The sequence below is a fragment of the Endozoicomonas sp. SCSIO W0465 genome, assembly GCF_023716865.1.
Taxonomy (GTDB): Bacteria; Pseudomonadota; Gammaproteobacteria; order Pseudomonadales; family Endozoicomonadaceae; genus Endozoicomonas.
Map to the genome: position 1 here is coordinate 4,478,179 of NZ_CP092417.1, position 25,778 is coordinate 4,503,956.

At 46.2% G+C, this 25,778-nt stretch carries 25 protein-coding genes and 1 pseudogene; 10 read left to right on the top strand and 16 right to left on the bottom strand.

Annotated elements, in window-relative coordinates; translation table 11 throughout:
• Window positions 1-261: 261 nt before the first annotated feature.
• Window positions 262-1,155: a cation transporter gene (locus MJO57_RS20165; protein ID WP_252018212.1), complete on the top strand. Its 894-nt coding sequence runs from the start codon at window positions 262-264 to the stop codon at window positions 1,153-1,155.
• Window positions 1,156-1,226: 71 nt separating this feature from the next.
• On the opposite strand, the gene MJO57_RS20170 is transcribed toward MJO57_RS20165, so the two are convergent.
• Both MJO57_RS20170 and MJO57_RS20175 read right to left on the bottom strand, forming a co-directional pair.
• Entirely contained in the window at window positions 1,227-1,967 is a 741-nt protein-coding gene (locus tag MJO57_RS20170) for a hypothetical protein (protein WP_252018214.1), read from the bottom strand.
• Entirely contained in the window at window positions 1,957-3,471 is a 1,515-nt protein-coding gene (locus MJO57_RS20175; protein ID WP_252017330.1) for an IS66 family transposase, read from the bottom strand. The genes MJO57_RS20170 and MJO57_RS20175 overlap by 11 nt, the downstream gene beginning before the upstream one ends.
• Here MJO57_RS20175 and MJO57_RS20180 point away from each other — a divergent pair.
• Window positions 3,470-3,628: a hypothetical protein gene (locus MJO57_RS20180; protein ID WP_252018216.1), complete on the top strand. Its 159-nt coding sequence runs from the start codon at window positions 3,470-3,472 to the stop codon at window positions 3,626-3,628. The genes MJO57_RS20175 and MJO57_RS20180 overlap by 2 nt on opposite strands.
• Before the next feature lie 263 nt (window positions 3,629-3,891).
• The gene (locus tag MJO57_RS20185; RefSeq protein ID WP_256491770.1) at window positions 3,892-4,257 is read left to right on the top strand and encodes a YacL family protein; all 366 of its coding nucleotides are present in this window, start codon (window positions 3,892-3,894) and stop codon (window positions 4,255-4,257) included.
• A gap of 17 nt (window positions 4,258-4,274) precedes the next feature.
• Here the strand turns inward: MJO57_RS20185 and pdxB are convergent, their stop codons facing one another.
• Entirely contained in the window at window positions 4,275-5,441 is a 1,167-nt protein-coding gene (pdxB, locus tag MJO57_RS20190) for a 4-phosphoerythronate dehydrogenase PdxB (protein WP_252018220.1), read from the bottom strand.
• Between the two features lie 141 nt (window positions 5,442-5,582).
• Here pdxB and MJO57_RS20195 point away from each other — a divergent pair, with 141 nt between their 5' ends.
• Complete coding sequence (locus MJO57_RS20195; RefSeq protein WP_252018222.1) at window positions 5,583-6,662, top strand: DUF3080 family protein; 1,080 nt, start codon at window positions 5,583-5,585, stop codon at window positions 6,660-6,662.
• A 63-nt stretch (window positions 6,663-6,725) separates the two neighbouring features.
• Here the strand turns inward: MJO57_RS20195 and thpR are convergent, their stop codons facing one another.
• Window positions 6,726-7,367 carry an RNA 2',3'-cyclic phosphodiesterase gene (gene thpR / locus MJO57_RS20200; RefSeq protein ID WP_252018224.1) on the bottom strand — a complete coding sequence of 214 codons (642 nt, stop codon included), beginning with the start codon at window positions 7,365-7,367 and terminating at the stop codon, window positions 6,726-6,728.
• A 364-nt stretch (window positions 7,368-7,731) separates the two neighbouring features.
• Here thpR and MJO57_RS20205 point away from each other — a divergent pair, with 364 nt between their 5' ends.
• Window positions 7,732-9,093, top strand: a complete 1,362-nt coding sequence (locus tag MJO57_RS20205) for an ISNCY family transposase (RefSeq protein ID WP_252017318.1) — start codon at window positions 7,732-7,734, stop codon at window positions 9,091-9,093.
• 137 nt (window positions 9,094-9,230) lie between these two features.
• Here MJO57_RS20205 and menE read toward each other — a convergent pair whose 3' ends face one another.
• The 6 genes from menE to MJO57_RS20235 are packed head-to-tail and all read right to left on the bottom strand — an operon-like array spanning window position 9,231 to window position 16,534.
• Window positions 9,231-10,598, bottom strand: coding sequence for an o-succinylbenzoate--CoA ligase (gene menE / locus MJO57_RS20210; RefSeq protein WP_252018226.1), 1,368 nt, complete (start codon window positions 10,596-10,598; stop codon window positions 9,231-9,233).
• Window positions 10,595-11,650 (bottom strand): o-succinylbenzoate synthase, encoded by a 1,056-nt coding sequence (gene menC / locus MJO57_RS20215; RefSeq protein WP_252018228.1) that lies wholly within the window; start codon window positions 11,648-11,650, stop codon window positions 10,595-10,597. Before menC ends, menE begins: the two co-directional genes overlap by 4 nt.
• A 21-nt stretch (window positions 11,651-11,671) precedes the next feature.
• The gene (gene menB, locus MJO57_RS20220; protein ID WP_252018230.1) at window positions 11,672-12,511 is read right to left on the bottom strand and encodes a 1,4-dihydroxy-2-naphthoyl-CoA synthase; all 840 of its coding nucleotides are present in this window, start codon (window positions 12,509-12,511) and stop codon (window positions 11,672-11,674) included.
• 20 nt (window positions 12,512-12,531) lie between these two features.
• Entirely contained in the window at window positions 12,532-13,359 is an 828-nt protein-coding gene (gene menH / locus MJO57_RS20225; protein ID WP_252018232.1) for a 2-succinyl-6-hydroxy-2,4-cyclohexadiene-1-carboxylate synthase, read from the bottom strand.
• The gene (gene menD, locus MJO57_RS20230; protein WP_252018234.1) at window positions 13,356-15,116 is read right to left on the bottom strand and encodes a 2-succinyl-5-enolpyruvyl-6-hydroxy-3-cyclohexene-1-carboxylic-acid synthase; all 1,761 of its coding nucleotides are present in this window, start codon (window positions 15,114-15,116) and stop codon (window positions 13,356-13,358) included. Before menD ends, menH begins: the two co-directional genes overlap by 4 nt.
• Window positions 15,117-15,124: 8 nt before the next feature.
• Window positions 15,125-16,534: an isochorismate synthase MenF gene (locus MJO57_RS20235; RefSeq protein WP_252018236.1), complete on the bottom strand. Its 1,410-nt coding sequence runs from the start codon at window positions 16,532-16,534 to the stop codon at window positions 15,125-15,127.
• A 103-nt stretch (window positions 16,535-16,637) separates the two neighbouring features.
• Between MJO57_RS20235 and MJO57_RS20240 the strand changes: the two genes are divergently transcribed.
• Together MJO57_RS20240 and MJO57_RS20245 are read left to right on the top strand one after the other, a co-directional pair.
• Window positions 16,638-17,087, top strand: coding sequence for a transposase (locus MJO57_RS20240; protein WP_252018238.1), 450 nt, complete (start codon window positions 16,638-16,640; stop codon window positions 17,085-17,087).
• 5 nt (window positions 17,088-17,092) lie between these two features.
• The gene (locus MJO57_RS20245; protein ID WP_252026893.1) at window positions 17,093-17,575 is read left to right on the top strand and encodes an IS1595 family transposase; all 483 of its coding nucleotides are present in this window, start codon (window positions 17,093-17,095) and stop codon (window positions 17,573-17,575) included.
• 405 nt (window positions 17,576-17,980) lie between these two features.
• Here MJO57_RS20245 and MJO57_RS20250 read toward each other — a convergent pair whose 3' ends face one another.
• Window positions 17,981-19,015 (bottom strand): IS630 family transposase, encoded by a 1,035-nt coding sequence (locus MJO57_RS20250; RefSeq protein WP_252018240.1) that lies wholly within the window; start codon window positions 19,013-19,015, stop codon window positions 17,981-17,983.
• A gap of 259 nt (window positions 19,016-19,274) precedes the next feature.
• Entirely contained in the window at window positions 19,275-19,826 is a 552-nt protein-coding gene (locus MJO57_RS20255) for a type I-F CRISPR-associated protein Cas7f/Csy3 (RefSeq protein ID WP_252018242.1), read from the bottom strand.
• An 87-nt stretch (window positions 19,827-19,913) separates the two neighbouring features.
• On the opposite strand from MJO57_RS20255, the gene MJO57_RS20260 reads away from it, so the two are divergent.
• Both MJO57_RS20260 and MJO57_RS20265 read left to right on the top strand, forming a co-directional pair.
• Window positions 19,914-20,579, top strand: coding sequence for an IS630 family transposase (locus MJO57_RS20260; RefSeq protein WP_252018244.1), 666 nt, complete (start codon window positions 19,914-19,916; stop codon window positions 20,577-20,579).
• Between the two features lie 41 nt (window positions 20,580-20,620).
• Window positions 20,621-20,977 (top strand): transposase, encoded by a 357-nt coding sequence (locus MJO57_RS20265; RefSeq protein ID WP_252018246.1) that lies wholly within the window; start codon window positions 20,621-20,623, stop codon window positions 20,975-20,977.
• Window positions 20,978-21,016: 39 nt separating this feature from the next.
• Here MJO57_RS20265 and MJO57_RS20270 read toward each other — a convergent pair whose 3' ends face one another.
• The 3 genes and pseudogenes from MJO57_RS20270 to MJO57_RS20280 form a co-directional block, all read right to left on the bottom strand.
• Window positions 21,017-21,502, bottom strand: coding sequence for a type I-F CRISPR-associated protein Cas7f/Csy3 (locus tag MJO57_RS20270; RefSeq protein ID WP_252018248.1), 486 nt, complete (start codon window positions 21,500-21,502; stop codon window positions 21,017-21,019).
• 406 nt (window positions 21,503-21,908) lie between these two features.
• A pseudogene (locus MJO57_RS20275) lies at window positions 21,909-22,961 on the bottom strand (ISNCY family transposase); the annotation flags it as partial.
• Complete coding sequence (locus MJO57_RS20280; RefSeq protein ID WP_252018251.1) at window positions 22,889-23,278, bottom strand: hypothetical protein; 390 nt, start codon at window positions 23,276-23,278, stop codon at window positions 22,889-22,891. The pseudogene MJO57_RS20275 and the gene MJO57_RS20280, both read right to left, overlap by 73 nt.
• 315 nt (window positions 23,279-23,593) lie before the next feature.
• Here MJO57_RS20280 and MJO57_RS20285 point away from each other — a divergent pair, with 315 nt between their 5' ends.
• Window positions 23,594-24,364 carry a transposase gene (locus MJO57_RS20285; protein WP_252018253.1) on the top strand — a complete coding sequence of 257 codons (771 nt, stop codon included), beginning with the start codon at window positions 23,594-23,596 and terminating at the stop codon, window positions 24,362-24,364.
• 198 nt (window positions 24,365-24,562) lie between these two features.
• Here the strand turns inward: MJO57_RS20285 and MJO57_RS20290 are convergent, their stop codons facing one another.
• Window positions 24,563-25,621, bottom strand: a complete 1,059-nt coding sequence (locus MJO57_RS20290; RefSeq protein ID WP_252018255.1) for a transposase — start codon at window positions 25,619-25,621, stop codon at window positions 24,563-24,565.
• Window positions 25,622-25,778 lie beyond the last annotated feature (157 nt).

Here is a 25,778-nt window from a genome sequence, read left to right on the forward strand (position 1 = left end):
AATTGGAAAAGAGCCTTTAAGTTGATTCATACTATTTCGGCATGACATTGAACAAGTCGCACAATGGCGACGGAACATCCTTACGCTTGATGCTCTGTTGACTTGCAATTTAAGGACGCAGCTTGTCATTCCTCGGGCATCGAGAACCAGGTTACCAGCTTTGGAGGTCCAAATTTCAAAAGAACAGCAATAACACCTCTTTCTCTGAAGATTGCAAAGAGTGCATTCTCACGCGCCTGAAAGTTTTATGATGGGCAAAATATGTGCCAGTGGCTACCGCTAAATGAACTCAACATTTTGCGCTGTTCTGTCGTACTTGAACTTTTTTTTGGTATGACAGGTATTCTCGTCGCTTTCTACAGCCGTTCAAATGCTGTACTTCTGGACGGCTGTTATTCTTTGCTTTGTACATTGACCATGATGGCAAATGTGCGGATATCCCAGATGGTCAAGCTGCCTCCATCGGCTGAAAGCCCTTATGGCTATCCAACCCTTGAACCATTAATGCTGTTTTTTGAAAGCATCATTTTGCTGGGACTGTGCCTTGCCTTGCTGTATTTTTCTACTGGTAAACTCCTCATGGGAGGTTATATACCAGAGTTTGACCTTGCCCTGGCTTATGAGATTTTTTCAACAATCATCGGAGGGGCTACAGCGACACTTTTTTTTCTGCTTCATCGCTCAAAACCATCACCGCTGATCTATTTTGAATTTCAGGAATGGCTGGTCGATGCGGCTGTCGGCGCTGCTGCTGCTACTGCGTTTGCATTAGCATACCATCTGGGGAATTGTCACCCGATCACCCCTTATATCGACTCCCTACTGACCATATTGCTGCTGTTTTTTTTAATCCGGCTACCGCTGAAGACACTGCGAAAAAATTTTAAACAATTGCTGTTAAAAGACGTTGCTACACAAGAGCTTTTAGAGTCGACAAGAAATGCAATTTCTGAACTGTGGGACACTCGGCATATCGATATTAGCATGATCTGGCTTGGCAGATGGCTATGGATAAATATAGAAATAACCATCCATAACAATACCCTACCAAATAAGGACGAACTGCAGAAAATCAGAACTAAAGCCGAAAACACCATTAGCTCAATATGTCGATATTATCGCCTTCAGCTTAGTCTTAGTTTTCTGGAAAAATGACGTCACTCATACAGTCAATAATAATCCCTGATTATAGCCCTCAGGAAACTCTGATAATCAAGCGCTTTATTTCATGCCATATACTGATGAGCAATCGGGTCAGTAATCACAACCGTATCGTCACGAAGCATAAAGTTACCGCCGTGAAGATCCATTGAGCCCACCGTTGATAACTGGGTTAATACATCAAAGAGCGTTTCCAGAAACGCTTGATGGGACTCAATGACACGGTCATCAACAACATCCGAGATATCGTTGTCCGCTCTTTTTGCCAGATTAGAACTTGATCCTTTGATCTTCTCAATAAACACTTCCAGAGTTTTGATTTTTTCAGGGAAATCACTGTTATCCATTCCAAAAGACTGCATGACCGCCTTGAAACAGCTCCATAAAAGGCCAAAGTCATAGTCATGAAAATGCTGAGGCTGTGTTGCCCGCGTCCCATCATCGGTAAAGTCTGAAAGACGCTCAACCACGTATACGCGAACCACCATCCCGCAGGATAGTGTAATAACATCTTCACGGTGAATAACCGGAAGGTGTGGGTTACTCTGATTTTCCGGTGTCATGCACCATCTGGCAAAAAGGTAATACCCATCTTTCTTGTCAGGGCACACCTTAACCACCTTATCCGGCTCATCGGGAAGGTTATAAACGGTGGCATAAACACCCTCTGCAACAGGGCAAAGCTCTGAACAGCGATCGAGATATTGTTCGATATCCTGCTTATCTCTGATTTCATTCTGTTCGACAAGTGCTCTTATTTCCTGGATTGCTTCCAAGTAAATCTTCATTTTGTAACTATTCAGCACTGAGCAAAGGCATATTACAGTAATTCCGAACAGCTCTATGAAGTGATTGATATATGTCCATTCCCTGTTTTCTGGCAGACGACAAATAGCTGCGAATCCGTGCAAACATAGAACCACCGTCTGCACTCCTGAAGCAGCCTGAGATTTTCTGCTTTAACTTGGCCATTCGAACATCCCGCTCACTGCCATTGTTATCGAAGGGAATGGTAAAATCTGACATGAAGCGCAGTGTCTCAGCCTTGAACTCAGTGAGTCGTTTGAAGAGATTGTAAGCTTTAGTATTCTTGACTTTCTTGCGCTTAAGCTCCTCTCGTTGCTTCTCCATATAGACGACTTCTTTCATTAGAGCCCGCTGAAGCAACCGGTCATAAATCTTCTCGATTCGTTCACAGACAACACTTGGCATCTGTAGCATACCTATGGTCTTAAAGCCCTTGCAGTAATGCCAGGAAAGCCTCAGTAGCTTCATCAATCGCAACGCCAGTTGATTGCTGTCCCTATCAACAACACCCAAAAGCTCCCTCAGGTGATGGGCATTGCAAAGTACGTGAGTTGCCGCATATGCAAAATAGGATTTCCAATGATCATGAACCAGAACGCCTGCAAATGTTAGCAGTATGCCCATCGTGTCCATGGCCTCACGACCTCGCTTTTCAGACAAGTAGTAGAGCGTCCATTGTTCATCCCGCATAACGTGTAGCCAGTGCAAAGAGCCCTCGGCCCGCATACCCGTTTCATCGGCTCCGGCAACAGACGATTCCCGCAAGGCGTCACGAATAACCTCTTCAGTAGAAGCCAGATTTTCATAGGTTCTGGCCACAAAATTGGCGACAGTGCCTGCACTTACACTCATTTTATAGAGAGTATTAAAATACTCTGACACGCGCTTAAAAGGCAGGAAATGGTATTGGTTAAGATAGACGGCCATAGCCTGTGTGGCTGAGCCATATTGTGCGGCAGCGGTAACACCTTCCGGGAATTCAGCCTGATTCCGACAACCACAAGTGCAGATTTTTACTTCAGCTCTATGGGCCGTTACTTCAAATTCACCCGGTCTCCCTGGTTCAAACACCTGTCGTTCAATATATTTGACCGGCTCACTATCAAGAAGAGACGCCTGACATTTATTGCATTCTTTAACTGGAAGGTACTCAATATAGTCAGGGATATCGACCTGTTTAAGACAAGTGCCCTGATGCCCTTTCTTTCCACCGGCTTTATTACCAGAAGACTGTCTCAGACTTTTAGGATTGGGTTTTTCATCCGATGGATCGGTACCTTTATCTGCGGAAAGGTCGTCAGAATGATCTGGAGAATTACTGTTTTTACAAGGTTTTTGATAACCATCAGACGATGGCGGCTTGCTGCTGTTTTGACTGTTCTTGCCAACCTTTTCTTCCAATTCTCGACATCGCTCTTCCAGACAGGCAACTCTCATCCGCAGCTCTGCATTCTCTTTCAAGAGAATCTCAGCCGACATAGTTGCGGGTAGTTCTGGAATCATGCTGGCGAATATTGTGGAAAAATGGTGCTTAAGAGGATGGTATAAAAATCAGAAAATTCCAGATTTATGTGGGGGTGCTGAACAGTTACTTCATTTTTATTCTATCCCTATGCCAACTCAGGCGCAGGAAAGTCCGTTCTTTAATCTGTTTTTATGATTATCAACAAGTCTACTAAAGTCTGATTAGGGTAAGACTCTATCATCTGTAAAAGGCCATTGTTAGCATAAATACTTCAACACTCCGTTGCCAAACAGAAATCCGCACTTGCCCCCAGTTTGCTCAATTCTGACCAAGCTCACAGTCACACAAATCATAATGGTGCACTTAGATTCATTTTTGATTGAACTACTTATTGGCAAACCTACCCAGCCCCCTAAAATAGCCCACGATTTTTATTGGTTTCTCTGATATCACAAACTATGGACTATCATTTCCAGCGCAATTATTCTGGGCGACCTGAAGCCCAGTTATCTGTGGATCATGAAGCCATGGGCATCTGGCTGACCGAAGAGCTGGGCAGTAACAGGCAGCAGCTGGAGCATCTGTTACAGGTTATCGATAGCCTGGAGAAAGGGCAGCGTTGGGAATATTTTGATGATGGAAGTGACTACTGCCTTCATCTGACACGCAGTCACGCGGAGGTTCACGCAGCACTTCTGGATACCGAAATGGACGGTGATGAAATGGAAGAGCTGGACTATTACGACAATGAATCCATCAGTCACTGCGGGCTGGATGATTTTAAAACGCTGCTGGTTTGCTGGCAGGACTTTTTGACTATCTAGAAAAGAATGAACTCCATTCAGAGTTCATCTCCAATCTTAAACTGCAATGCCTGAAAAACATGCACTAACTCTGACGTACAGTTTTTCAATTCCACGCGTAGCGTACTGAACTCCCGACGTTCCGGGTACTCTTTACGGAGTAAATCAAACTTCAGCTTGCGTTGAGACTTATCAGCCCCCATCAGCCTTTTTCGCATCACCGCATCATCACGACGGATGTCGTAAACAGAGCGGATTGCTTTTGAACAGGTTGTTGAAAAAGTCATTCCCTCATTGAACTTCATTTGTTTCAGCACCGGCAACGGCGTAATAGCAGGTAGTCGAACCCTGGCCGGAAAACCAAAATGCTGACATAGCGCTTTGTATACCATCTCCGTGCCACGAATTTTCCCATCCAGGCTATAACCGGCAATATGGGGAGTGGCAATATCTACCCGAGCCATCAGTTCCGGATCCACATCAGGCTCATGCTCCCAGACATCCAGCACAACTGTTAGATCTTCACGCTCATACAGACACCTCTTCAAGGCAGCATTATCAATCACAGGGCCACGTCCGGCATTAATCAAAACCGTTCCGGGTTTCATCGCCTGCAGTTGCTGTTCACCGATCAGATAATGAGTTGGATAAGGGCCATCTAGCGTCAGCGGTGTATGAAGGCAAATGACATCCGAACACTCAATCAGTTTATCAACACTGACATAGCGACTATCATCACCGTTACCCGCTTGCGATTCCAGCAAAGGATCACAAGCACAAACCTCTACTCCAAGACTCTCCATCAATTGATACAGACGACCGCCTACTTCCCCCTTGCCAATGATACCGACTTTTCGATCCCAAAGTTCAAAACGGTCACGATCTGCCAGAATATCCAAAGCAGCCAAGACATACTCAACCACTGCCGTGGCATTGCAACCCGGAGCATGGTGGAAAGCAATGCCCTGGCTGGCCAGATACTCCCGATCTATATGATCAAAGCCTGCCGTAGCCGTCCCCACAAATTTAAGTGAACTGTTTTCTACCAGTTGCCTGCTGACTTTAGTTACCGATCGTACCAACAAGGCATCTGCATCCTGCACATCCTCCGGTGAAATACTCCGGCCTGGCAATGCAACCACCTCCCCCATCGCCCCAAAGCATTCCATCAGCAGAGGTATATTTTCATCAGCTACTATTTTCATAAAAGATGTTTCATAAAAAATGTTTAAAAAATTGTTTTCATTAACAGTCAGCGCAGCACCCTAAAAAAGCTAAAAATAATACGCCGGTTATGTTATACCAACATGAAAGCCTCAAAAACAGCATCCCTGACCGAGGGTCCAGTGATCAAGATAACTGCAAAACGGTTTCCAGCCCTGTTACCACTCGCTGTTCTCATGCTCGCTGGATGCTCGGATCACTCCTCGCCAGACTACTTCCTTGAGGAGTACACCAATCGCCTTAACCGGGTTACCGATATCGATCCCCCTGAACCCGATATATCCATACCTGCATTGCCGCCATTGAGGCTACGTGCTTACCCGGTTCCAGACATTCGTATAAAAGCACTGGAAGCACTGGATTTGCTTAAGTGTCCAGCACTCAGTCAAGCTGTGGCTTATCGGAATAGCAGTCTCGGCAAGCAGATGCTTCCCTCTCAACACTATTTCTATGAGAAAACCCTGTTATCATTGATTCCACAGTGCATAGGCTCCTTACGCCAAACGAATGAAGATCAGGAAGGCATTACCAAACTTCAAGAGGTACTCATCAAAAAACAGGCAACATTTCCAACCATTGAGTGGAATCTGGTATTTGCCAATACCGAGTTCAGCAAACAGTTGAACAGTCAGGGCAGGTTGTTACCAGCTGATGGCCAGACGGGCTTCGAGGGCACTCGCGAAGCACTTAACTATCTTTCCGGGCTACTCCCCGATCAAACACTTGACGCCCCCTATACCCTGAGCGATCTGGAGAGTCACTTGCAACAGGTTTCCGCTTCACGATACCTGGGGGAACTCATCTACTCCGCTGCAGCTTTAAGCCAGACTCTGAGCAATGCAGCTAATATACTGGAGCTACGCCTGAAAAAAGGATCTGTTTGCCCCGCATCAAACCCTGCTGAAAAAGAGAGACTGCATAATGTTTTTCGCCTGTTTTATCGAGAAAAGATCCAACCCTATCTTGCCAGAGTCCATCAGGAGGGCAAAATTATCCGGAATGACATCAGGCGCTTACTCGCCTACTTGCCTGCTGCGCCACACGAAGAAGTCCAGAATTATCTCAGTTTGATCACTCAAGAGTCAAACCCTGCCGGTCCCTGGTATCAGCTGGAACAAAGTATCAAACACCATACAACAACGTGGGGAAAATTTCTGGATCAGTGTAACAAAAGCCCTGAGGTTTCAGATCAGCGAGAATGAACAAAGTTATTTCACACCTTAGTCAATTACGCCCTCCGGGTGATTAGCTATCAAGTGATTTTCTTAAGCGCTGATAGCAAGAGGTCGCAATGGAAAAACGTAAAGTGTTTTATATCGAGTTCCAATTGATGTACTCACACTTTCCAATAATACCACCTCAGCAACCGTCATCCGGAAGCTGGGAAGGTTAAAATACTGACTATGGGCGACATGCCCAGGGTGTTTAAACCGCCCCAGGGTAACATGGGGGCGAAAACTTCGGGTTTCAGGACTGAAGCCTGACTGCACAGCAGCCTGCTCACAAATATCAGAAAGCCGTTTTAACTCCTGTCCTGAATGCATCTCCAGGGCAAGCACACGAGGGGTTCGTCCATTTGGAAAGAAACGAAAACAACCGGTCATACTGTCGAAGGTATGGTAATCAGCCAGATCATTCTCAAGGTCAGCAACTAACTGCTGTAATTGCTGAGGATAACTATTTCCAAGAAATTTGAGGGTAATATGCTGCTGCTGGGGAGCTACCCAGCGCAAGTCATGAACATGCCTTTCACCTGCTCGATGAATGGCCTTCTTATGAAGCGTTGCAGCAAGTTCAAGGGGAAGTCTTACTGCAAGAAAAGCCCTTACCAGAGAATTACGGGACAGCGTCTCATCAAAGGAGGTAAGGCCATTGGGAGCGTTGTAGCTAATGTGATTATTTTTCATATTATTCTAACTTCAACGTCTGACCGCTAAATTCAAACCAAATGCACTTTGCAACTCAGTTTGACCAAGTTTATGGAGTCCAGTCTAGTACATTGCCGGCAGAAATCTGCCTGTATCGTACTATTATTCCAAAAGTGCCTGAAAAAAACGACGGTTAATCTTGATACCTGATTCTGCAACCTGCTCAGGAAATAAATGGATATGTTTTGGTAATTTGAATTTAGCTAGTTCTCGTCCAAAAACACAACCAATTGAAAACTGTAGATTTTATCCTGAAAAATTAAGTGGAGCCCTACTGCTATCTGGCGACTAAACTTCCCAAGAGCAAGAAACATAAGGGATTGCCAAAAACAGAGGACTCCAAATGCGCAAAAAACGCAACCCGCAGTGTAGTATGGAACTCCATTACGTACCTCATGAAATCTGCTCCCAGCTTTCCGGTATCTCGCAATGGCTTGACGCCCATCCACAGTTCAATGACTGGATTTATGAGGACTTAAGTTCTGGTGATAAACAGAACACTGGGCGGAACGGACTATCAGCAGAATCCGTTCTTCGTGCGGCACTCCTGAAACAGTATTTGAATTGTGATTATGACTACTTGTCGTTTGTTTTGATGGACTCCATGCTCTTTCGAGACTTTTGTCGCCTCGAACCAAACCAGCGCCCCAGTCGCTCCAGTTTGCATGGGCTCATCAGCCTTCTTACTGCATCTACATGGGAACGGATTAATAACTGTCAGCTAATGACCGCTAAAGATCAGGGTATTGAAAAAGGGCGCACTGTGGCTATTGACAGCACAGTCACCGAATCGGATATCAAACCTCCTTGCGACAGTGATCTTTTAGCCAGTTCCGTTAAAGAAATTTGTCGGCTGCTGGAACGGGGACAAACACTGACAGCGACACCGCTTTATGAATATACCCATCACAACCGAGCCGTAAAAGATGCGGCCAGAAAATGCATCTACGCTGGCAAAGAAGAGCGGCATCAGCATTATAAAAAACTGCTGCAGTTGACCCGAAAATCCCGGAAGGTACTTATCGAAGCTACTGTCACGCTAGCAAACGCCCGTCAGCAGGGGCAGTGTCTCCTGGCTGATGATGCCGACAAGTGGCAGGCCGATGTGGATCACCTGTTACCCCTGGTGGATGCAATAGTCTCCCAGACAGAGCGCAGGGTCTTTAAGGGTGAAAAGGTGCCAGCCCAGGAAAAAGTGGTTAGCCTGTATGAACCCCATACGGATATCATCGTAAAAGACAGGCGGCAAGTACAGTATGGCCATAAACTGAACCTGGTTCAGGGAAAAAGTCGATTGATCCTGGACCTGGTTATTGAGGAAGGTAACCCAGCGGATTCGGACCAATTCATTCCGATGATGGAAAGACAAAAAGAAATTTATGGTCGTGTACCTCGCCAGACAAGCGGTGACGGCGGATACGCGTGTCGCGCTAATTTGGAAAAAGCCAAGGCCATGGGAATCAGCGATGTAGCTTTTAATAAGAAGCGCGGACTTGAAGTCGAAGAGATGACTAAAAGTCAGTATGTGTATAAAACGCTCTTTCGCTTCCGGGCAGGTATTGAAGCGGGAATTTCGTGGCTAAAGAGATGTTTTGGGCTATCACGTTGCCACTGCAAGGGTTCTGAGCGTTTTGATTCTCATTGCTGGTTATCGGTGGTCTGTTACAACCTGGTGATTCTGGCCAGACACCCGGCACCATCCTGATAGCCACCTCCACGCTACATGAAAGTACCTTTCCAGCATGGTGGGAGGATGTTTTCTGCCTGCTTTTCGCGTTTTTCTCCAATATCCGTCCCAGATTAGAGAAAAAAAGGGAAGAGTTTTTGCGGCTCTCTGGAATTTCAGGAAATATCAAAACGCACGTACAATCTAATTATGATTGCCTGATGCGTTTTTGGACGAGAACTAGCTATCTTGCCTGCCAGCCTCTCTTTTGTAAATGATTCATTCAGAGTGCCGTCCACAGTCTGAACATAAGCAACAGGGCGCTGCCCATACTCAGGATCAGTCATGGATACCACCACGGCCTGGACAATTTCCGGAATAGCCAGCAAAGCCTGTTCAATCTCTTCCGGATGAATGTTTTCACCTCCTGAAATCAACATATTATCCATACGACCACATACCTGTAACTGCTCACCGACCCAGCGTCCTTTGTCACCGGTGTAGAACCAGCCATGATTATCCGACAATGGAGTAATAACGCCATTTTGAAAATACCCCATTGCCAGCGTTTCGCCACACACCTGAATCTCACCTTCCTCTGTCAGTCGAACCTTTCGCCATGGCAATACAGCGCCGGAGGTAACACCACTACCGGTAAACAATGGTTCTCCACAGATCTGGGAAGCCATCTCAGTCATGCCATAAGTGGTCAGAACCGTTACTCCCTGTGCTTTTGCCTCCTCCACCAGCTTGGGGGAAGCAACACCTCCTCCCAGCAAAATATAACGTACTCCCGCATCATAGAGTGACAACCCGGACTGAACCAGCCTGTACAGTTGGGTATTCACCAGAGAAAGATGAGTCAATCGTTTCCTGGCCAGAATTTCTTCCAGAGGCAGTTTGCGTTCAAACAGCACCATTGTGACACCCGCAAGCAGGCAACGAAAAACAATAGCCAGTCCACCTACATGAAACAGTGGCAAGGATAATAGCCAGGTATCGCCATAGGTTAATGGCAACGTATGCATCGAGCCCAGGGCACTGAAATAATGATTTTTATAACTGTGCGCTACTGCCTTTGGAACGCCTGTCGTTCCAGATGTTGCGATCAAATCGTAAACTGCGTCAGGAAGGACCTCAATGGGCCGAAGAGCGCTCTCTGAACGTGGTCGTTTTGCCGTCCGGCAACCATGAAAACCGATACCGGAGCTGTCTGCTACCAGCGTAGCGCCAATCCGATCACGATACCCTGATCTTTGCTCTTCTGGAAAGGCTGGGTTTACCGGGCAGAAAATCCATTGGGAACGAAGGCAGGCCAATGCAACAACCACAGTATCCAGTGGTTTACTGGTGACAAACAGAAGACGGCTGCCGACCCTCATCCCCTGACCCCGGTATACACGACAACACTCATCCACCCGTTCATCAAGCAACCGAAAAGTGACACAGCCCTCCTCCAGCTGAATCGCGGTACAACTGCCTTGATGAATGGCTCGATGACGTAATGGGCAGTATTGCAATTCAGGGAAAATGGTCTTCATCATCGGCTTTCTTCCATGCTTCTTTCCAGCTCTGCCTCTCCCGAACGGACAAAAGCGTGGTTAATGGAAACCGGCTGCCCGGAAATAATCATGTCAGAGGTCAGGCTATCGATAAAAACAGCTGAGGTGTCCAGCCCCGGCGGCTCCTCTGGTGTCCATTGAGCGCTGAGCTGCCCCAGTATATGTAAGCCAATGGCTGACTCGTAAGAAGAACTGAAAACCGTCCTGACACCAAGACTTTTAGCCGTTGTCAACAGGTGCCGACAACGCGCCAAACCACCCACCAGTGTCAGCTTTATAACAACAGCAGCCAGCCCCTGCATGGGTCGTAGAAGATATTCCGGGTTCTGCACAGTTTCATCCAGGGCAAAGCGAAGGCCAGTCTGCTCGTAGAGTTCTGAAAATTCGGCCACATGAGCAGTCGGCTCTTCAACAAAAGTAATTCGCTCTACATCAATAGAAGCAGCAACCCGGATGGCTTGATCCAATGTCCATTGCTGATTGGCATCCAACTTGATATTGACGGACTTCGGCAAAGTCTGCAGAACGTTGCTAATTCTGACACAGTCGTCTTCAATTGAGTCGCGTCCTATCTTCAACTTGAACTCTTTCGGCCAGTGTCCTTGCCATTGTTCCAGCCGGTGGAGAATCTGTTCGGTGGTACCCTGCAAAAGTGGTCCGATTTCCGGAGGGGCAAACCAATGATTCTGCTCCAACCACCACAGTGCGGATTCAATACCAAATATCACCGACGGCATTGACAATAACGGCAGTCCATCTGAGAGAAAAGCACAATTCTCCAAATCATTGAAAGATAAAGGCTTAACACTGCGATCATTAAATGCCCGGCAGAATACCTGAAGTTGTTCTTCAGCTTCTGAAAGGCTCTCACGGCTAAACCCGGGCAGCGGGGCTACTTCGCCATAACCATAGCGATCACCACTACGCAAACGCAAAACCAGCCCTTCCCGCTCATTCAACAGGGAATGCTTTAGTAATAACGGCTGTTTTAAAGGGAGCCGATACCTCAGGATATCGGCTTTACACTCTTTCATTGATCTTTCAGGATAGTGGCTTCAGGGATTACGACCAAAGCGGCTGAAATCTGGCTGACGTTTTTCCAGAAACGCATCACGTCCTTCCTGTGCCTCTGCACTCATGTAGAACAGCAGGGTCGCGTTACCAGCCAATTCCTGAAGACCGGTTTGACCATCACAGTCGGCATTCATGGCTGATTTCAGACAGCGAAGCGCCAATGGAGAATGCCGCAGAATATCACGACACCATTCTACGGTTGTACGCTCCAGCGCTTCCAAAGGCACAACGGTATTGACCAGTCCCATTTCTTCCGCCTGTTTAGCATCATACTGACGACAGAGGAACCAGATTTCCCGGGCTTTCTTCTGTCCAACGACACGTGCCAGATAGCTGGCGCCATAACCACCATCGAATGAGCCCACTTTAGGGCCTGTCTGACCAAAACGGGCATTATCTGCAGCAATAGTCAGATCACAGACCAGATGCAGGACATGACCACCACCAATAGCATAACCGGCAACCATGGCAATCACTGGCTTTGGACAGGTCCTGATCTGGCGTTGAAGATCGAGAACATTGAGATGATGAGTCCCCTTATCATCCTTGTAGCCAGAATCACCGCGAACACCCTGGTCACCACCAGAGCAGAATGCCAGATCGCCAGCACCGGTCAGAATCACCACCCCCACCGACTCATCAAAACGTGCTGACTCCAGAGCCTTCTGGATTTCTACTATGGTCTGTGGTCGAAACGCATTACGCTTTTCCGGGCGGTTAATGGTAATCTTGGCCATACCTTCTGCCCGATGATACAGAACATCCTCGTAATCACCGCTGAGGTTTTCCCAGATCACGCCGGAATCCAGCTGTTTGCTCATATTCAACTCCTTATAGCCCTTTAGAAAAGCTCTCTGAGCAACCGGGCCATAACGTCTGGTTGCTCTCGATGAACATTGTGTCCACACCCAACCACTGGATGGATACTGTGTATTACCTGCTCTGTCAGTAAATGCTGTCCAATCTGCCCAAACTTGCGGTCATGTTCACCATAAAAATAGTGGACAGATGGGAAAAGTGGTGAGCCAGTCCTTTGTTGACATTCAGCCTTGAGCCGGGAAAGTGCCCGGCAATAGTTTGGCTGTTTCGATAAACTGAATGACATCAAGGCATCGGCTAATAACAAACCACTGCCTTTTGAACGTTCATGAATCAAAGATCGAATCTGGCTATCATCCAGGTCTGAAAAAACCGGCTGTTTATACCAGTCCCAAAGAACATCAGCCACTGGCTCGTTCCGAAAACGCCCGGCCCAATGAAGGTCTGACTGGTATCGCTCGCTTCTTTCCTGCTCACTGATCAACCCCGGATGGGCACCTTCCAGTAACAGCTTCTCAACTCGCTCCGGGAAAGCAATGGTATAGGCCATAGCCAGACGCCCGCCCAGTGAATAGCCCAGCAGGTTGAACCGTATCAGGCTACCGCCTTCCATCTGTTCAATAGTTTGGACCGTCTGTTCCAGACGATGGCAGAAATAGTCAGCTCCCTGCACATCATCTTCTACCCAATGACTTAAGCCATGTCCCGGCAGGTCAACAGTAATCAGATAATAGTCTTCTTTCAGCAATGCCAGCAGGGAGCACCAGTCACTTGCACTGCCCAGAAATCCATGCAGTAACACCAGCACGGGTGCGTTGACATTACCGGAGCAATAGTAGGACAGGCTCACAGTGTTTTAGCCATACTGATGGCCTGCTCAATACTTTTTGCCCCCAAACCTGACTCAGTAAAGACTTCAATAATGGTACATCCGGTTTTAGAACATGCTTCATTAAACTGCGCTATAAAGTCATCAATTGATGGTGGCGCCGAGTAGTCAATATTGAATAGCTCTGCGGCATGCTGTGCTGAAAGGCCATGGGGGGTGACAAAATAATCATTAGCTACCTGAGCAGCATCATGGCTACACCCTCTGGTGGTTACATAGAAAATACCACCACCGTCGTTATTGACCAGCACAATCACCAGTGTCGTTTTACACTGAGCAGCCAGTTGCAAGGAATTGAGATCATGGAGGAAAGCGATGTCCCCAATCAGTAAAACCAATGGTTCCTGATTTCCTGCGGCACACCCTGCTGCGGTGGCAATGAGTCCATCAATACCACTGACGCCACGACTGGCATAAACCCGTGGCAAATGGTGTATCGAGAAAATATCCACCATGCGAATGGGCAGACTGTTGCCAAGAAACAAACTGCTTCCGGGAGGTAACAGCCCCCCCAGCGAAGCACCGAGCCATTGCTCATTAAGCCGGTCTGTCGGTTGACTTTTCAACACCTCACCAAGCTTCTCTGCCTGCGTCGTCAATGCCAGGCTCCATCCGATATTAGCTCTATTAACCCGTACCTCTCCACAGCGGAGCAACAGCAGATGACAAATGGAATCAATATCTCCCACCAGACGTACACTCTGCCGTTGCCCCGTATCGACTCGCCTGGGAGCAGGATCGAGCATCCAATACTCCGCCCAATGGTGCCGACCAATAAACTGATCCAGCCGTTTGGACGTCAGGTAACCGCCAATCTGCAGCACACGATCCACTTCATTGAATATGCCTGCACCGGCAGAACTGGCCAATAAAAGGTCAGCATGCCTGATAGCTTTTGGGTGACCGTGCAGCTGCGATTGAACATCCGCAATCAACGGCCAGCCCAAGCGCTCTGATAACTGCACAATTACATTAACATCAGTCCCCGGCATCACCCGCCCAGCAACAATCAAACCTTTGCCATCGATAAAATGCTGCCATCGACCAATATCAGGAAGCCGGGGTAAAGCCGACACAAAGTACTCAGTATAAGGCGTTAGAGATGCAACCCATTGTTGAATACTGGCAAGATAAACATCATTTTCTGTAGGAACGTTTTCTTCCACCTGATGGGGGTAAAGCGGTTCCCGAAACCTGCAGTTGATATGCAATGGCAGCCCCTGTGCCGATGAGCGGGCATAGGCCTGATCAATACTGCCCAGCAACCAACGAAGAGAAATGGATCTGTCCGGCGTTGGCAAATCCAACCTCGCTCCGGTGTAGTTACCAAAGATATTCAGCTGATCGATCGCCTGATTGGCACCGCAATCAATCAATTCGGGAGGGCGATCAGCCGTCAGAACGACCAGGGGTATACCTGATTGGTGAGCCTCTATGATAGCCGGATATAGATTAGCAACAGCGGTGCCTGAAGTCGTGATCAAAGCCACCGGTTCGCCAGTGGCTTTAGCCAGACCCAGGGCAAAAAAACCGAGCCCCCGCTCATCAAAATGAACATGACGGGTCATACCTTCATGGTTTGCAACGGCAAATGTCAATGGTGCCGAGCGAGACCCCGGGGCAATGCAACAGTGCCGGACACCCAATCGCCATAGCTCTTCAATCAGTACTGCAGACCAAATGCCGTTGATATTTCCATAGTTGCTTTTAAATGTCATGAACAAACTCACCGGCCCGGGCAGGCGGCCATCAATGAAGAATTACAGTCTTTGCTCTGTTGACGATCAAGAACATCCAATACCGTCGCAATTTTATTATCCAGTTCGAACCACTCCTCGTCGGCCACCGAGTCTTTCACAATGCCTGCTCCGGAGTACAACATCAGGGAGTTATCAGCCAAACGGGCACTGCGAATAGCCACACAAAAATCGCTCTTTCGAACACCAACAATTCCACACACACCGGCGTACAACCCGCGGGCGTAGGGTTCGTTTGTTTCAATAAACGACAATGCTTCCTCTCTTGGTGTTCCCCCCACTGCAGGGGTAGGATGCAGGACATCCAGTAACTGCTCATCACACACATCATGGTTCAGTACTCCACGAACCTGATAACGCAAATGCTGAATATGACGAAGTTTCACAACAGAGTGGCTGCGATCCGCTTCCAGCGACTGACAGAGAGGTTGCAGCTGATGACAGATATCATCCAGAACCAGACGATTTTCATGGATATTTTTACGATCGCTCAACAGCAGGCTTTCCAACCGGGAATCTTCAAGCAAGTTCTGACCACGAACAATGGTGCCTGCCAGGGCCTCGGTAGAAATAATATTTTCCAGTCGTTTGACCAGTCGCTCAGGAGAACAGCCAAAGAAAGTTTGTCCCTGTCCCTGAAATAAGAACTGATATGAATGCGGGTTTTCCTGCTGCCAGGTGTAAAGCAATGATAATGGGGAAAGCTGTCCCTCAAGTTTCAGACAGGTTTCCCGCGACAACACCACCTTATCCAGCGCTCCTGAAACAAAGGCATGCCTGGCCTTGCCAAGAAGTTGATACCAGACGTTTGCATCTGGCTGATAACTTTCAAGCTGAAAAGTAAAGCTGGTCTGAAACAACTGCGGGCTGTAGTTCAGTGCCGTGATAAACGCCAAAGCCTTACGAATACTGCTCTGGTACTCCAGGATATTGTCAGATCTAAGGTTCACCCCCAAAACCACGCCCCTGCGAGTCTGTGACAATTCCAGCAGTGGCAAGATGACCATTCCATAACCAAAAGCAGGCCATATTGAAGATTCATCGTCCGCAAACGAGAGGTAGCAAAGGCAGTGATTACTGGCATGCTCTGGCAAATGACTCAGGAGTTTGCGGGCACTGGTAAAAGCAGAAGTCAGATCCTGGCGACTGAATAGTTTTTCTGACCAGCTATAACCAATAGCCGCTATAGCATAATCACCTTCCCGGTCTCTCCAGAAGGCTTTTTCAGAGCAGTCCTGTGCAGCCAGAAACCCCTGCAGGTGAATGGCAGGCAAAGGGCATTCAATTCTGACCATGAGCTTTTCAGGCACAGGCTGAGATAACAGCTTTTCCAACTGCTCCACCATAAACACAAACTGAGCCTGAATTACACTGATCAAGAGATCCTGCCAATAAAAATTCGGTAAAAAATAAGGCTCTTTTCGAATTCCGAACTGCTGAACTATCCTTGGTGGATATAATTAGCCATCGCCAGCATTGACCATGAATATAGGCCGAATCTCAGATCTCATCAGTAATGACACCTGCTTTGAGATGATCCGTGAGAACCGCTGGCCAGATGGCACTGTTCTCTGTCCGCACTGTGATTCTGAGAATGTCAAAAAGAATGGACACGACAATGTGCAGGTAGAGTGTCAGCACTATTACTGTAAGTCCTGTAAGCGCTACTTCGATGACCTGACAAATACGGTTTTCGCAGGACACCACCGACCACTCAAAGTCTGGATTGCCTGTCTCTATTTAATGGGGCTGAACGTCTCCAACAGCCAGATAGCTCAGGAACTTGATCTGTGTGTCAGTGATGCACACCATATGACCACAGTCTTACGAAATGGTGTTGTTGACCGAAAGCCTGAAGTGATTCTTGATGGCGAAGTTGAATTCGACGAGGTCTACATTGTAGCTGGTCACAAGGGAACCCTGAAGCATTAAAAAATCTGGATCGTCCACCGAGAAAAAGAAGGCTTAAAGGCGCTCCGGGCCGTGGGACTCTTGAAAAAGACAAACCGCCGGTATTGGGAATGATTCAAAGGGGAGGTCAGGTCATTATCAACATGCTGTCGAACGTTAAGAAGGCGACAATCGAACCATTTATCAAGAAACACGTAGCCCCACAGAGCCAGATTTATACCGATGAATACAACATCTATGATGACCTTGAAAGCTGGGGCTTCAGACATAAAACGGTCTGTCACGGCAAAGGTGAGTATGCTCGTGATGATGACAAAGACGGTATTTACGAGGTGCATGTTAATACTATGGAGGGGTTTTGGTCACTTCTACGCTCGTGGCTAAGGCCTCACAGGGGAATATCCCAAGAGGCTTTACCCCTTTACCTTGGCTTTTTTGAGTTTTTGCATAATATTGGCCGAAGAGGCAAAAGTCTTCTTCAGCCCTTAGTCAACTTGCTGGTTACATAGCAGTCTGGAATTGGAAAAGAGCCAGAAATGGCTCTATTTGATTTCCGAACTGCTCTGCAGTGAAAATTGGATGTGGACCACGCAATGTAAGGCTTGAGGGCAAATTGCCGAGCAAAGCTCTGAGAGCCTTTAATGATAAGTGCTTCAGCCAGGTTCAATCTGGGAACAGTCTGTAATCCAATAAGAGCCTTCTCTTTTTATTGATACGCAATGAACTGTATCTCCCACGAACCTTCCCGGATGCTTGATTGCAAAATCAAGCATCATCTCAGGATCGTTACACTCCTCCAAAGCAAAGTACTGATCCAATCGGCCAAACTTGGGATAGGACAGCCCAACCCATGAACGATAACTGGCCTGGCTTAAGTAGGTAATAGTTTGCTTTCGGATAAATTGACATAACGATCAGTCAATATCTGCAAAAGAGATCAAATATCCCTCCCCAAATGAGGAAAGGACCCGTTCAACTTCTTTTTCAAATTCCGCAAAGCTCTTGATTGACAACAGATTGAGCCATTCATACTTTATTTTTCTCCACAGAATTTCAATCAGATTAAGTTCAGGTGAATAGGTTGGCAGAAAGCAGACCAGTAACTTCTTCTCAAGAATCCAGTCAGCAATCCTCGCACGAAACTTTTTGCAGGTATGAATACTGGCATTATCCACCATCACAACGGTGTAGCGGTCATTTGAGCTGTATTTTTCATCCGCCATGTGCTCTGCAAAATTGTCAAAGGCCGCAATCACCGTATCGCTATTCACAGAGCCCACAATCGGATAATGAAACAACTCACAGGAACGATTCATAAAGCCCAATACGTTGATGCGCTTACTTTTGACTGCTGGGATTCGGAGTTGCTTTCCTTTTTCCTGCCAGCCGTACGGCACACAAGGTTCTTGAGTAAATCCCGACTCATCAAAATAAAACAAATTGATTAATCCTTTGCGCTCTGCTTCCTGAGCGTCTTCCAGTGCTGCTTTACAGCACTGAAAATGCTCCTCATCCCGTTTATGCTTGCAAGATTTACGGAGTCTTTTGTAAACCAGCCCTAATTTTTTTACGATGTTTGCCAGAGTGAGCTTCGATGAGGATTTACCTGTCTCGTCCTCAATTTTGGATTTAACATAAGATAAACGACGAGGTTCTTCAGCTACCAGCTCTTTAATGCGTTGTACTTCGGATTCATTGTATATGCAGGATCTTCCTCCGCCATGTTTCTTATACAATGCACGAATACCATAGTCTTCCCAATCATCAATCCATTGGGAAGCAGTCTGATATTTGATCTCAAGGATTTCGGCAATTTGCTCAAGGCTAAAGCCACGATGACTTAATAGAAGACCATGCGCCCTTTCTCTGACACACCTCAGAGGGCCATAATGCTTGGCGTATTTCAAAGTTAATACAACAGCTTCATCAGTGATATTGACATACTTCATGGTTGAAGGCATTTATGGATCAATTACCGATTAATAATAGATCAAGAGTCATTGCATTTAACTGTCAGACCGTACGATCAAAATATCCATAACCAAACTATTATCTACTTAGAGGGTCATCATAAGGCTCTGAGTGGTCATGAATGAGGCTAAGAATATCCTCATGAAACGACTGCAACTCGTCATGTGATTCAGGCTGGTAAAGCTCTATGTAGTAGGTCTCCAATGCTATTTTCTCCGTTTAAGGGATTACTCGTTCTTAATCGCCAAAAAAACCGCCTTTAATATAGTTGGTCACCAGATAATGAATATGCTCTGGTATCTTTTGTGCTGAATCCACCTTCTCCAGCTCTTTGATTAGCTCATCAAGCTGCTCCTGATAGTTATACAGGCTATTGCCTTCTGTGTAGTCACGGTAATGCTTCCCTTCATCGTAAACAAAGCCAGATGGGTTGGTGTTGATGGGGGCGGATACCTCCTTGTCGACATAAGAGGCATCAGAGGTAAACAAGGCATACAGAATATGTCGTTTTTCAATGAGGGGAATGTCTTTACGCCCTGTATTTTCATCAGTACCTTTTTTAAAGGCTCTCCCTTGCCGGTTCTTTTTGCTTTTATTATCAGCTTCACTTTTTTCCTCAACATTCACCTCCTGAGCGGGAAAAATATTCAGCCCTCTGCCAACCAGCATTTCTACGTTAACCTTGAACCACCGGGGAACATCCTTTTGGTGTAATCGACTTTCAATAAAGTTAATACAACGAGTCAATGCTTCAGGATCATCAGATTCGATCTCATCCAGTGCCGGCAATTCTTTATAAGTAGTTAAAAGTTTGCTTATGGATATTTTGATCGTACTATCAGGCAGACAAAGAAAGAGATCCTTAATCTATTATAAGTGGGTCTTGAACTAAAACGTCCCCAACCTATGAAGTATGTCAATATCACTGATGAAGCTGTTGTATTAACTTTGAAATACGCCAAGCACTACGGCCCTCTGAGGTGTATCAGGGAAAGAGCTCATGGTCTTCTATTGAGTAATCGAGGCTTTACCCTTGAGCAAATTGCAGAAATCCTTGAGATTAAATATCAGACCGTTTCCCAATGGATTGATGATTGGGAGGACTATGGTATTCGTGCATTGTATAAGAAACATGGTGGTGGAAGATCTTGCATATATGATGAATCTGAAGTGCAACGCATAAAAGAGTTAGTAGCAGAAGAGCCTCGTCGTTTATCGTATGTAAAATCCAAAATTGAGGATGAGACCGGTAAATCCTCATCAAAACTTACTCTGGCCAACATCGTAAAAAAGTTAGGACTGGTTTACAAAAGACTCCGTAAATCGTGCAAACATAAACGGGACGAAGAGCATTTCCAGCGTTGTAAAACTGCACTGAAAGACGCCCAGGAAGCTGAGCGCAAAGGGTTAATAAACTTGTTTTATTTTGATGAGTCCGGATTTACTCAAGAACCTTGTGTGCCATATGGCTGGCAGGAAAAAGGAAAGCAGCTCAGAATTCCATCAGTCAAAAGTAAGCGCATCAACGTGCTGGCTTTATGAATCGGAGCTGTGAGCTGTTTCATTACCCTGTTGTGGGCTCTGTGAATAGTGATACAGTGATTGCAGCCTTTGACGACTTCGCAGAGAAAATGGAGGATGAAAAATACAGTTCAAATGACCGCTACACCGTAGTTATGGTGGACAATGCCAGTATTCATACCAGCAAAAAGTTTCGTGACAGAATCGCTGACTGGACTCTTGAGAAAAAGTTACTGATCTGCTTTCTTCCAACATATTCACCTGAACTCAATCTGATTGAGATCCTGTGGAGGAAAGTAAAGTATGAATGGCTCAATCTATTGTCAATCAAGAGTTTCACGGAATTTGAAAAGGAAGTTGAACGAGTGTTCGCTTCATTTGGAGAGAGTCATATGATTTCGTTTGCAAATACTAAATAATCGTTCAGTCAATTTATCCGAAAGCAAATTATCAACTACTTATGCAGGAAGTGTGAAGTGGTATTCAAACTCTTCCGTTGTGAATGTGATGCATCTGCTTCGCTGATATGTTCTGTTATTCTGTCGTAACCAACGGAAGTTAAGAATGTTTTGAAAAGTAGCCTCTGCCTGATACTTAAAACCTCCCTTATCGCGGTAAAGTTCAAGAAAGTGGATAAATTTTGCTCTCGCGTCGGCCTCAGGTGTATTTGGACGAAAGGCGTTGTTTAAAATATATCCCTCAAACTCAACGACCAGTATATCTCCCGGTTCATTCGTAACAAACTCAGACTGATAGAGATTAGGTGTATCCAAATTTTGATCATTACTACCTCGAAGCGATGCAGAATCCCTAGGTGATCCTTTAAAAGTTAGTCTCTCAACATGCAACACAAACTCCTTGCCAGACATGGAGCTTTTATTGCTCATTTCACCGTCTCCGACTTCAAAGGATCGGTCCGTACTTAATTGGTTAGGATTAAACATTGATCAACCGTTCCAGTTTGACACTATCTACACCGATCCAGAAACCAAGAATTCTCTCTCAGGATTTGGTTTCCAAAAAAGATGATCTTCTTTGCCAAGAATTTCGGCTGATGAGGCTGCATTAAATAAACGGCCCAACCCGATGACAGGTTCAGCAAACCCATGCAGTAATTTCTGTCGTGTATTTTTCCGGTGTAAGTAGGTAGTTCTCGTCCAAAAACGCATCAGCTAATCATAATCAAAATAAACGTACGTTTTAATATTTCCTGAAATTCCAGAGAGCCGCAAAAACTCTTCCCTTTTTTCTCTAATCTGGGACGGATATTGGAGAAAAACGCAAAAAGCAGGCAGAAAACATACTCCCACCATGCTGGAAAGGTACTTTCATGTAGCGTGGAGGTGGCTATCAGGATGGTGCCGGGTGCCTGGCCAGAATCACCAGGTTGTAACAGACCACCGATAACCAGCAATGAGAGTCAAAACGCTCAGAACCCTTGCAGTGGCAACGTGATAGCCCAAAACATCTCTTTAGCCACGAAATTCCCGCTTCAATACCTGCCCGGAAGCGAAAGAGCGTTTTATACACATACTGACTTTTAGTCATCTCTTCGACTTCAAGTCCGCGCTTCTTATTAAAAGCTACATCGCTGATTCCCATGGCCTTGGCTTTTTCCAAATTAGCGCGACACGCGTATCCGCCGTCACCGCTTGTCTGGCGAGGTACACGACCATAAATTTCTTTTTGTCTTTCCATCATCGGAATGAATTGGTCCGAATCCGCTGGGTTACCTTCCTCAATAACCAGGTCCAGGATCAATCGACTTTTTCCCTGAACCAGGTTCAGTTTATGGCCATACTGTACTTGCCGCCTGTCTTTTACGATGATATCCGTATGGGGTTCATACAGGCTAACCACTTTTTCCTGGGCTGGCACCTTTTCACCCTTAAAGACCCTGCGCTCTGTCTGGGAGACTATTGCATCCACCAGGGGTAACAGGTGATCCACATCGGCCTGCCACTTGTCGGCATCATCAGCCAGGAGACACTGCCCCTGCTGACGGGCGTTTGCTAGCGTGACAGTAGCTTCGATAAGTACCTTCCGGGATTTTCGGGTCAACTGCAGCAGTTTTTTATAATGCTGATGCCGCTCTTCTTTGCCAGCGTAGATGCATTTTCTGGCCGCATCTTTTACGGCTCGGTTGTGATGGGTATATTCATAAAGCGGTGTCGCTGTCAGTGTTTGTCCCCGTTCCAGCAGCCGACAAATTTCTTTAACGGAACTGGCTAAAAGATCACTGTCGCAAGGAGGTTTGATATCCGATTCGGTGACTGTGCTGTCAATAGCCACAGTGCGCCCTTTTTCAATACCCTGATCTTTAGCGGTCATTAGCTGACAGTTATTAATCCGTTCCCATGTAGATGCAGTAAGAAGGCTGATAAGCCCATGCAAACTGGAGCGACTGGGGCGCTGGTTTGGTTCGAGGCGACAAAAGTCTCGAAAGGTGGAGGAGTCATGGAGTCCATCAAAACAAACGACAGGTAGTCATAATCACAATTCAAATACTGTTTCAGGAGTGCCGCACGAAGAACGGATTCTGCTGATAGTCCGTTCCGCCCAGTGTTCTGTTTATCACCAGAACTTAAGTCCTCATAAATCCAGTCATTGAACTGTGGATGGGCATCAAGCCATTGCGAGATACCGGAAAGCTGGGAGCAGATTTCATGAGGTACGTAATGGAGTTCCATACTACACTGCGGGTTGCGTTTTTTGCGCATTTGGAGTCCTCTGTTTTTGGCAATCCCTTATGTTTCTTGGTCTTGGGAAGTTTAGTTGCCAGATAGCAGTAGGGCTCCACTTAATTTTTCAGGATAAAATCTACAGTTTTCAATTGGTTGTGTTTTTGGACGAGAACTAGTTACAAAGAGGCCAATGGTTACAGCATTCCCGAGGACTTACAGTTTAAACAGGAACGTCTGAAAAAGATAAAAGCGGCAAAAGAAGCACTGGAGAAACGGGAAAAAGCCCTGAATCCTGATGAGCCGATTGACGACAAAAAGCAGATCAGTTTTGCCGACCATGATGCGCGAATCATGAGCAAAAAAGGGTATTGCGAATACAGTTACAATGCCCAGATCAGCGTAGATGGGGATCATCAGATTATCGTTGGTCAGCACGTCAGCCAGCAAGCTAATGATATCCAGGAAGTAGAGCCTGCATTGAATGCCCTGTCCGAAGCAACCGGTGGCGTGACGGTCGATAAAATGAGCATGGACAATGGTTATTTTTCCGGACCCAATCTGCATGCGCTGGAACAGCGAAACATTGATGGCTATATCGCAACGGATAGAGGTGAAAAACCAGCGGAAGAAGCACTTGAAAATTCGGATCGAAAATTTGTCAAAGCCGATTTTGCCTATGATGCTGAAGCCGATGTGTTTGTTTGTCCAGCCAATGAACGGCTGATCACGAACCCCTTGAGCAAGGCTAAAAGAAAGAGCTACCGGGCCAGCAAAGAGGTTTGCAGTGAGTGTCCATATGGCTCGAGATGCAGTGGTGCAAAAAAAGAGCCTGGCCGGGTTATCCGCACCGACCGGTTTGAATCTGTACGACAAGCCATGAATAAGAAAATGGAAAGCACCGAAGCCAAATCAGTTTACGAACGTCGTAAAGTTATTGCAGAGCCACCGTTTGGGCAGATCAAAAATTCGGGATTTCGGGGATTCAGCCTTCGCGGAAAAGAGAAAGTGGCAGCAGAGTTTTCACTGGTTTGCACGGCGCATAACATCAAAAAATTTGTGAAAGCGGCGACAACGGGGTCAATCCGTCTTGACGATGTAAAAAAGGTTAAAGAAGCAACATAAAGGCTTTAACAAGTCTAAAAACTGCTCAAAAATGGCTAATCAAGCTTAAATTCTGCCTGTTTTTTAAGCAATTTAAATTTTTGTCTTTCTTCTGGTTGCTTTCCTGCTTAGTTCTCGGTCAGCCTCCTAGCCAATTGATACACCTATGCGAAGACCGACTATTTCTGGAGTTGACGTGTTTGTTGTCAATAACTGAAGTTACGCAGCTAACAACTCTCTCAGCTGCCCCAACGAAGCTTTCAGCCCTGCCATATAGATTTTGGCTCTGAGCTGAAAGTGATTCAGATTTACTTTCAATGACAATACTTCCAACCTGAAGGCTGAGTAAATTGAAAGAAAGATATGATTACTCTGTGTTCTCACAGTATGCGCCGGTGACTTGGCCATTGACGCATTCGATTTCAGCGTTTTATGGAAGACCTCGACTTTCCACCGTTTCTCGTAGATTGCCTTGAGAGTCTCGGCATCACAGTCAAGATCGCTGCAAACCAGATAGAGAATGCCTGTGCTTCCGTCTTTGTTTTTAAAGACCTGACGGTATAGCAGAACAGGGAAATCGACACCTGCTATCCACCCTTGAACAGGCTTATCTTCTGAAAAATCAACAGTATCTATACGCTGTGAACGGCCTTGTAATTTGTCGTCCAGACTGAGGGATACCTTGCGGTTTGACTTCATCGCCATCAGGAAATGTTTATTACAGTCGTGTCGAATAAACATCATATTGTCGTTTGAGCAAAACCAGCTATCTGCAAGGACATAGCGGAACATAAGCTGGTTATGACAGCAAATCATCAGCATCTCCCGCATCATTTCATTTTTGGTTTGCTCTGCATATCGTCTTACCTTTTTTGTCTTCAAGTCGGTGTACAGGATGGTTTTTTCGATCAATTTATAGGCGACAGGAATGGACGCATCTCCGGCATGGTAATGTGCATTGAGCAGATTTATACCTTTGACGGTGCGATTTTTTGTATGATCAAAATGCCAGGTGTTCAGGGCATTCTCTTTGCTGAACTGCTTTTCCTGAATCGTATCGTCAAAGATCAAAACCCCATCACTGCACTCAACCTGTCGCACGATGGGTTTGACGTAAAGCCACAAGTCACGACTGGTGAACTCATTGTTTGAAAGCAAACGGGTGAACTGGTCGTGGCTGTAGACATTACCCAAAAGCTCTGACACGCCCGTTGCAGTAGTCTTGCCAGAAGACGACAACAGATAGTCAGAGTAAAGTTCTATGAGATTATTTTTCATGCCACCAATAATGGCTGATTTTCAGCAAGGTGCGTAACTTGAGTCAATAAGCAAAAGTCGTAGCTTCTCAATAAGTGCTGGGAATGCCGAAAATCCATGATAAACGTTAGTACTAATTTTCCGGATACCAAAGCTCCCAGAATTCTGGCACTTTGGT

Coding starts and splice junctions, on each gene's coding strand:
- MJO57_RS20165 (WP_252018212.1), top strand. CDS start 262: ATGTGCCAGTGGCTACCGCTAAATGAACTCAACATTTTGCGCTGTTCT.
- MJO57_RS20180 (WP_252018216.1), top strand. CDS start 3,470: ATGCTGGCGAATATTGTGGAAAAATGGTGCTTAAGAGGATGGTATAAA.
- MJO57_RS20175 (WP_252017330.1), bottom strand. CDS start 3,471: ATGATTCCAGAACTACCCGCAACTATGTCGGCTGAGATTCTCTTGAAA.
- MJO57_RS20185 (WP_256491770.1), top strand. CDS start 3,892: ATGGACTATCATTTCCAGCGCAATTATTCTGGGCGACCTGAAGCCCAG.
- pdxB (WP_252018220.1), bottom strand. CDS start 5,441: ATGAAAATAGTAGCTGATGAAAATATACCTCTGCTGATGGAATGCTTT.
- thpR (WP_252018224.1), bottom strand. CDS start 7,367: ATGAAAAATAATCACATTAGCTACAACGCTCCCAATGGCCTTACCTCC.
- MJO57_RS20205 (WP_252017318.1), top strand. CDS start 7,732: ATGCGCAAAAAACGCAACCCGCAGTGTAGTATGGAACTCCATTACGTA.
- menE (WP_252018226.1), bottom strand. CDS start 10,598: ATGATGAAGACCATTTTCCCTGAATTGCAATACTGCCCATTACGTCAT.
- menC (WP_252018228.1), bottom strand. CDS start 11,650: ATGAAAGAGTGTAAAGCCGATATCCTGAGGTATCGGCTCCCTTTAAAA.
- menB (WP_252018230.1), bottom strand. CDS start 12,511: ATGAGCAAACAGCTGGATTCCGGCGTGATCTGGGAAAACCTCAGCGGT.
- menD (WP_252018234.1), bottom strand. CDS start 15,116: ATGACATTTAAAAGCAACTATGGAAATATCAACGGCATTTGGTCTGCA.
- MJO57_RS20240 (WP_252018238.1), top strand. CDS start 16,638: ATGAATATAGGCCGAATCTCAGATCTCATCAGTAATGACACCTGCTTT.
- MJO57_RS20250 (WP_252018240.1), bottom strand. CDS start 19,015: ATGAAGTATGTCAATATCACTGATGAAGCTGTTGTATTAACTTTGAAA.
- MJO57_RS20270 (WP_252018248.1), bottom strand. CDS start 21,502: ATGTTTAATCCTAACCAATTAAGTACGGACCGATCCTTTGAAGTCGGA.
- MJO57_RS20280 (WP_252018251.1), bottom strand. CDS start 23,278: ATGCGCAAAAAACGCAACCCGCAGTGTAGTATGGAACTCCATTACGTA.
- MJO57_RS20285 (WP_252018253.1), top strand. CDS start 23,594: ATGAGCAAAAAAGGGTATTGCGAATACAGTTACAATGCCCAGATCAGC.
- MJO57_RS20290 (WP_252018255.1), bottom strand. CDS start 25,621: ATGAAAAATAATCTCATAGAACTTTACTCTGACTATCTGTTGTCGTCT.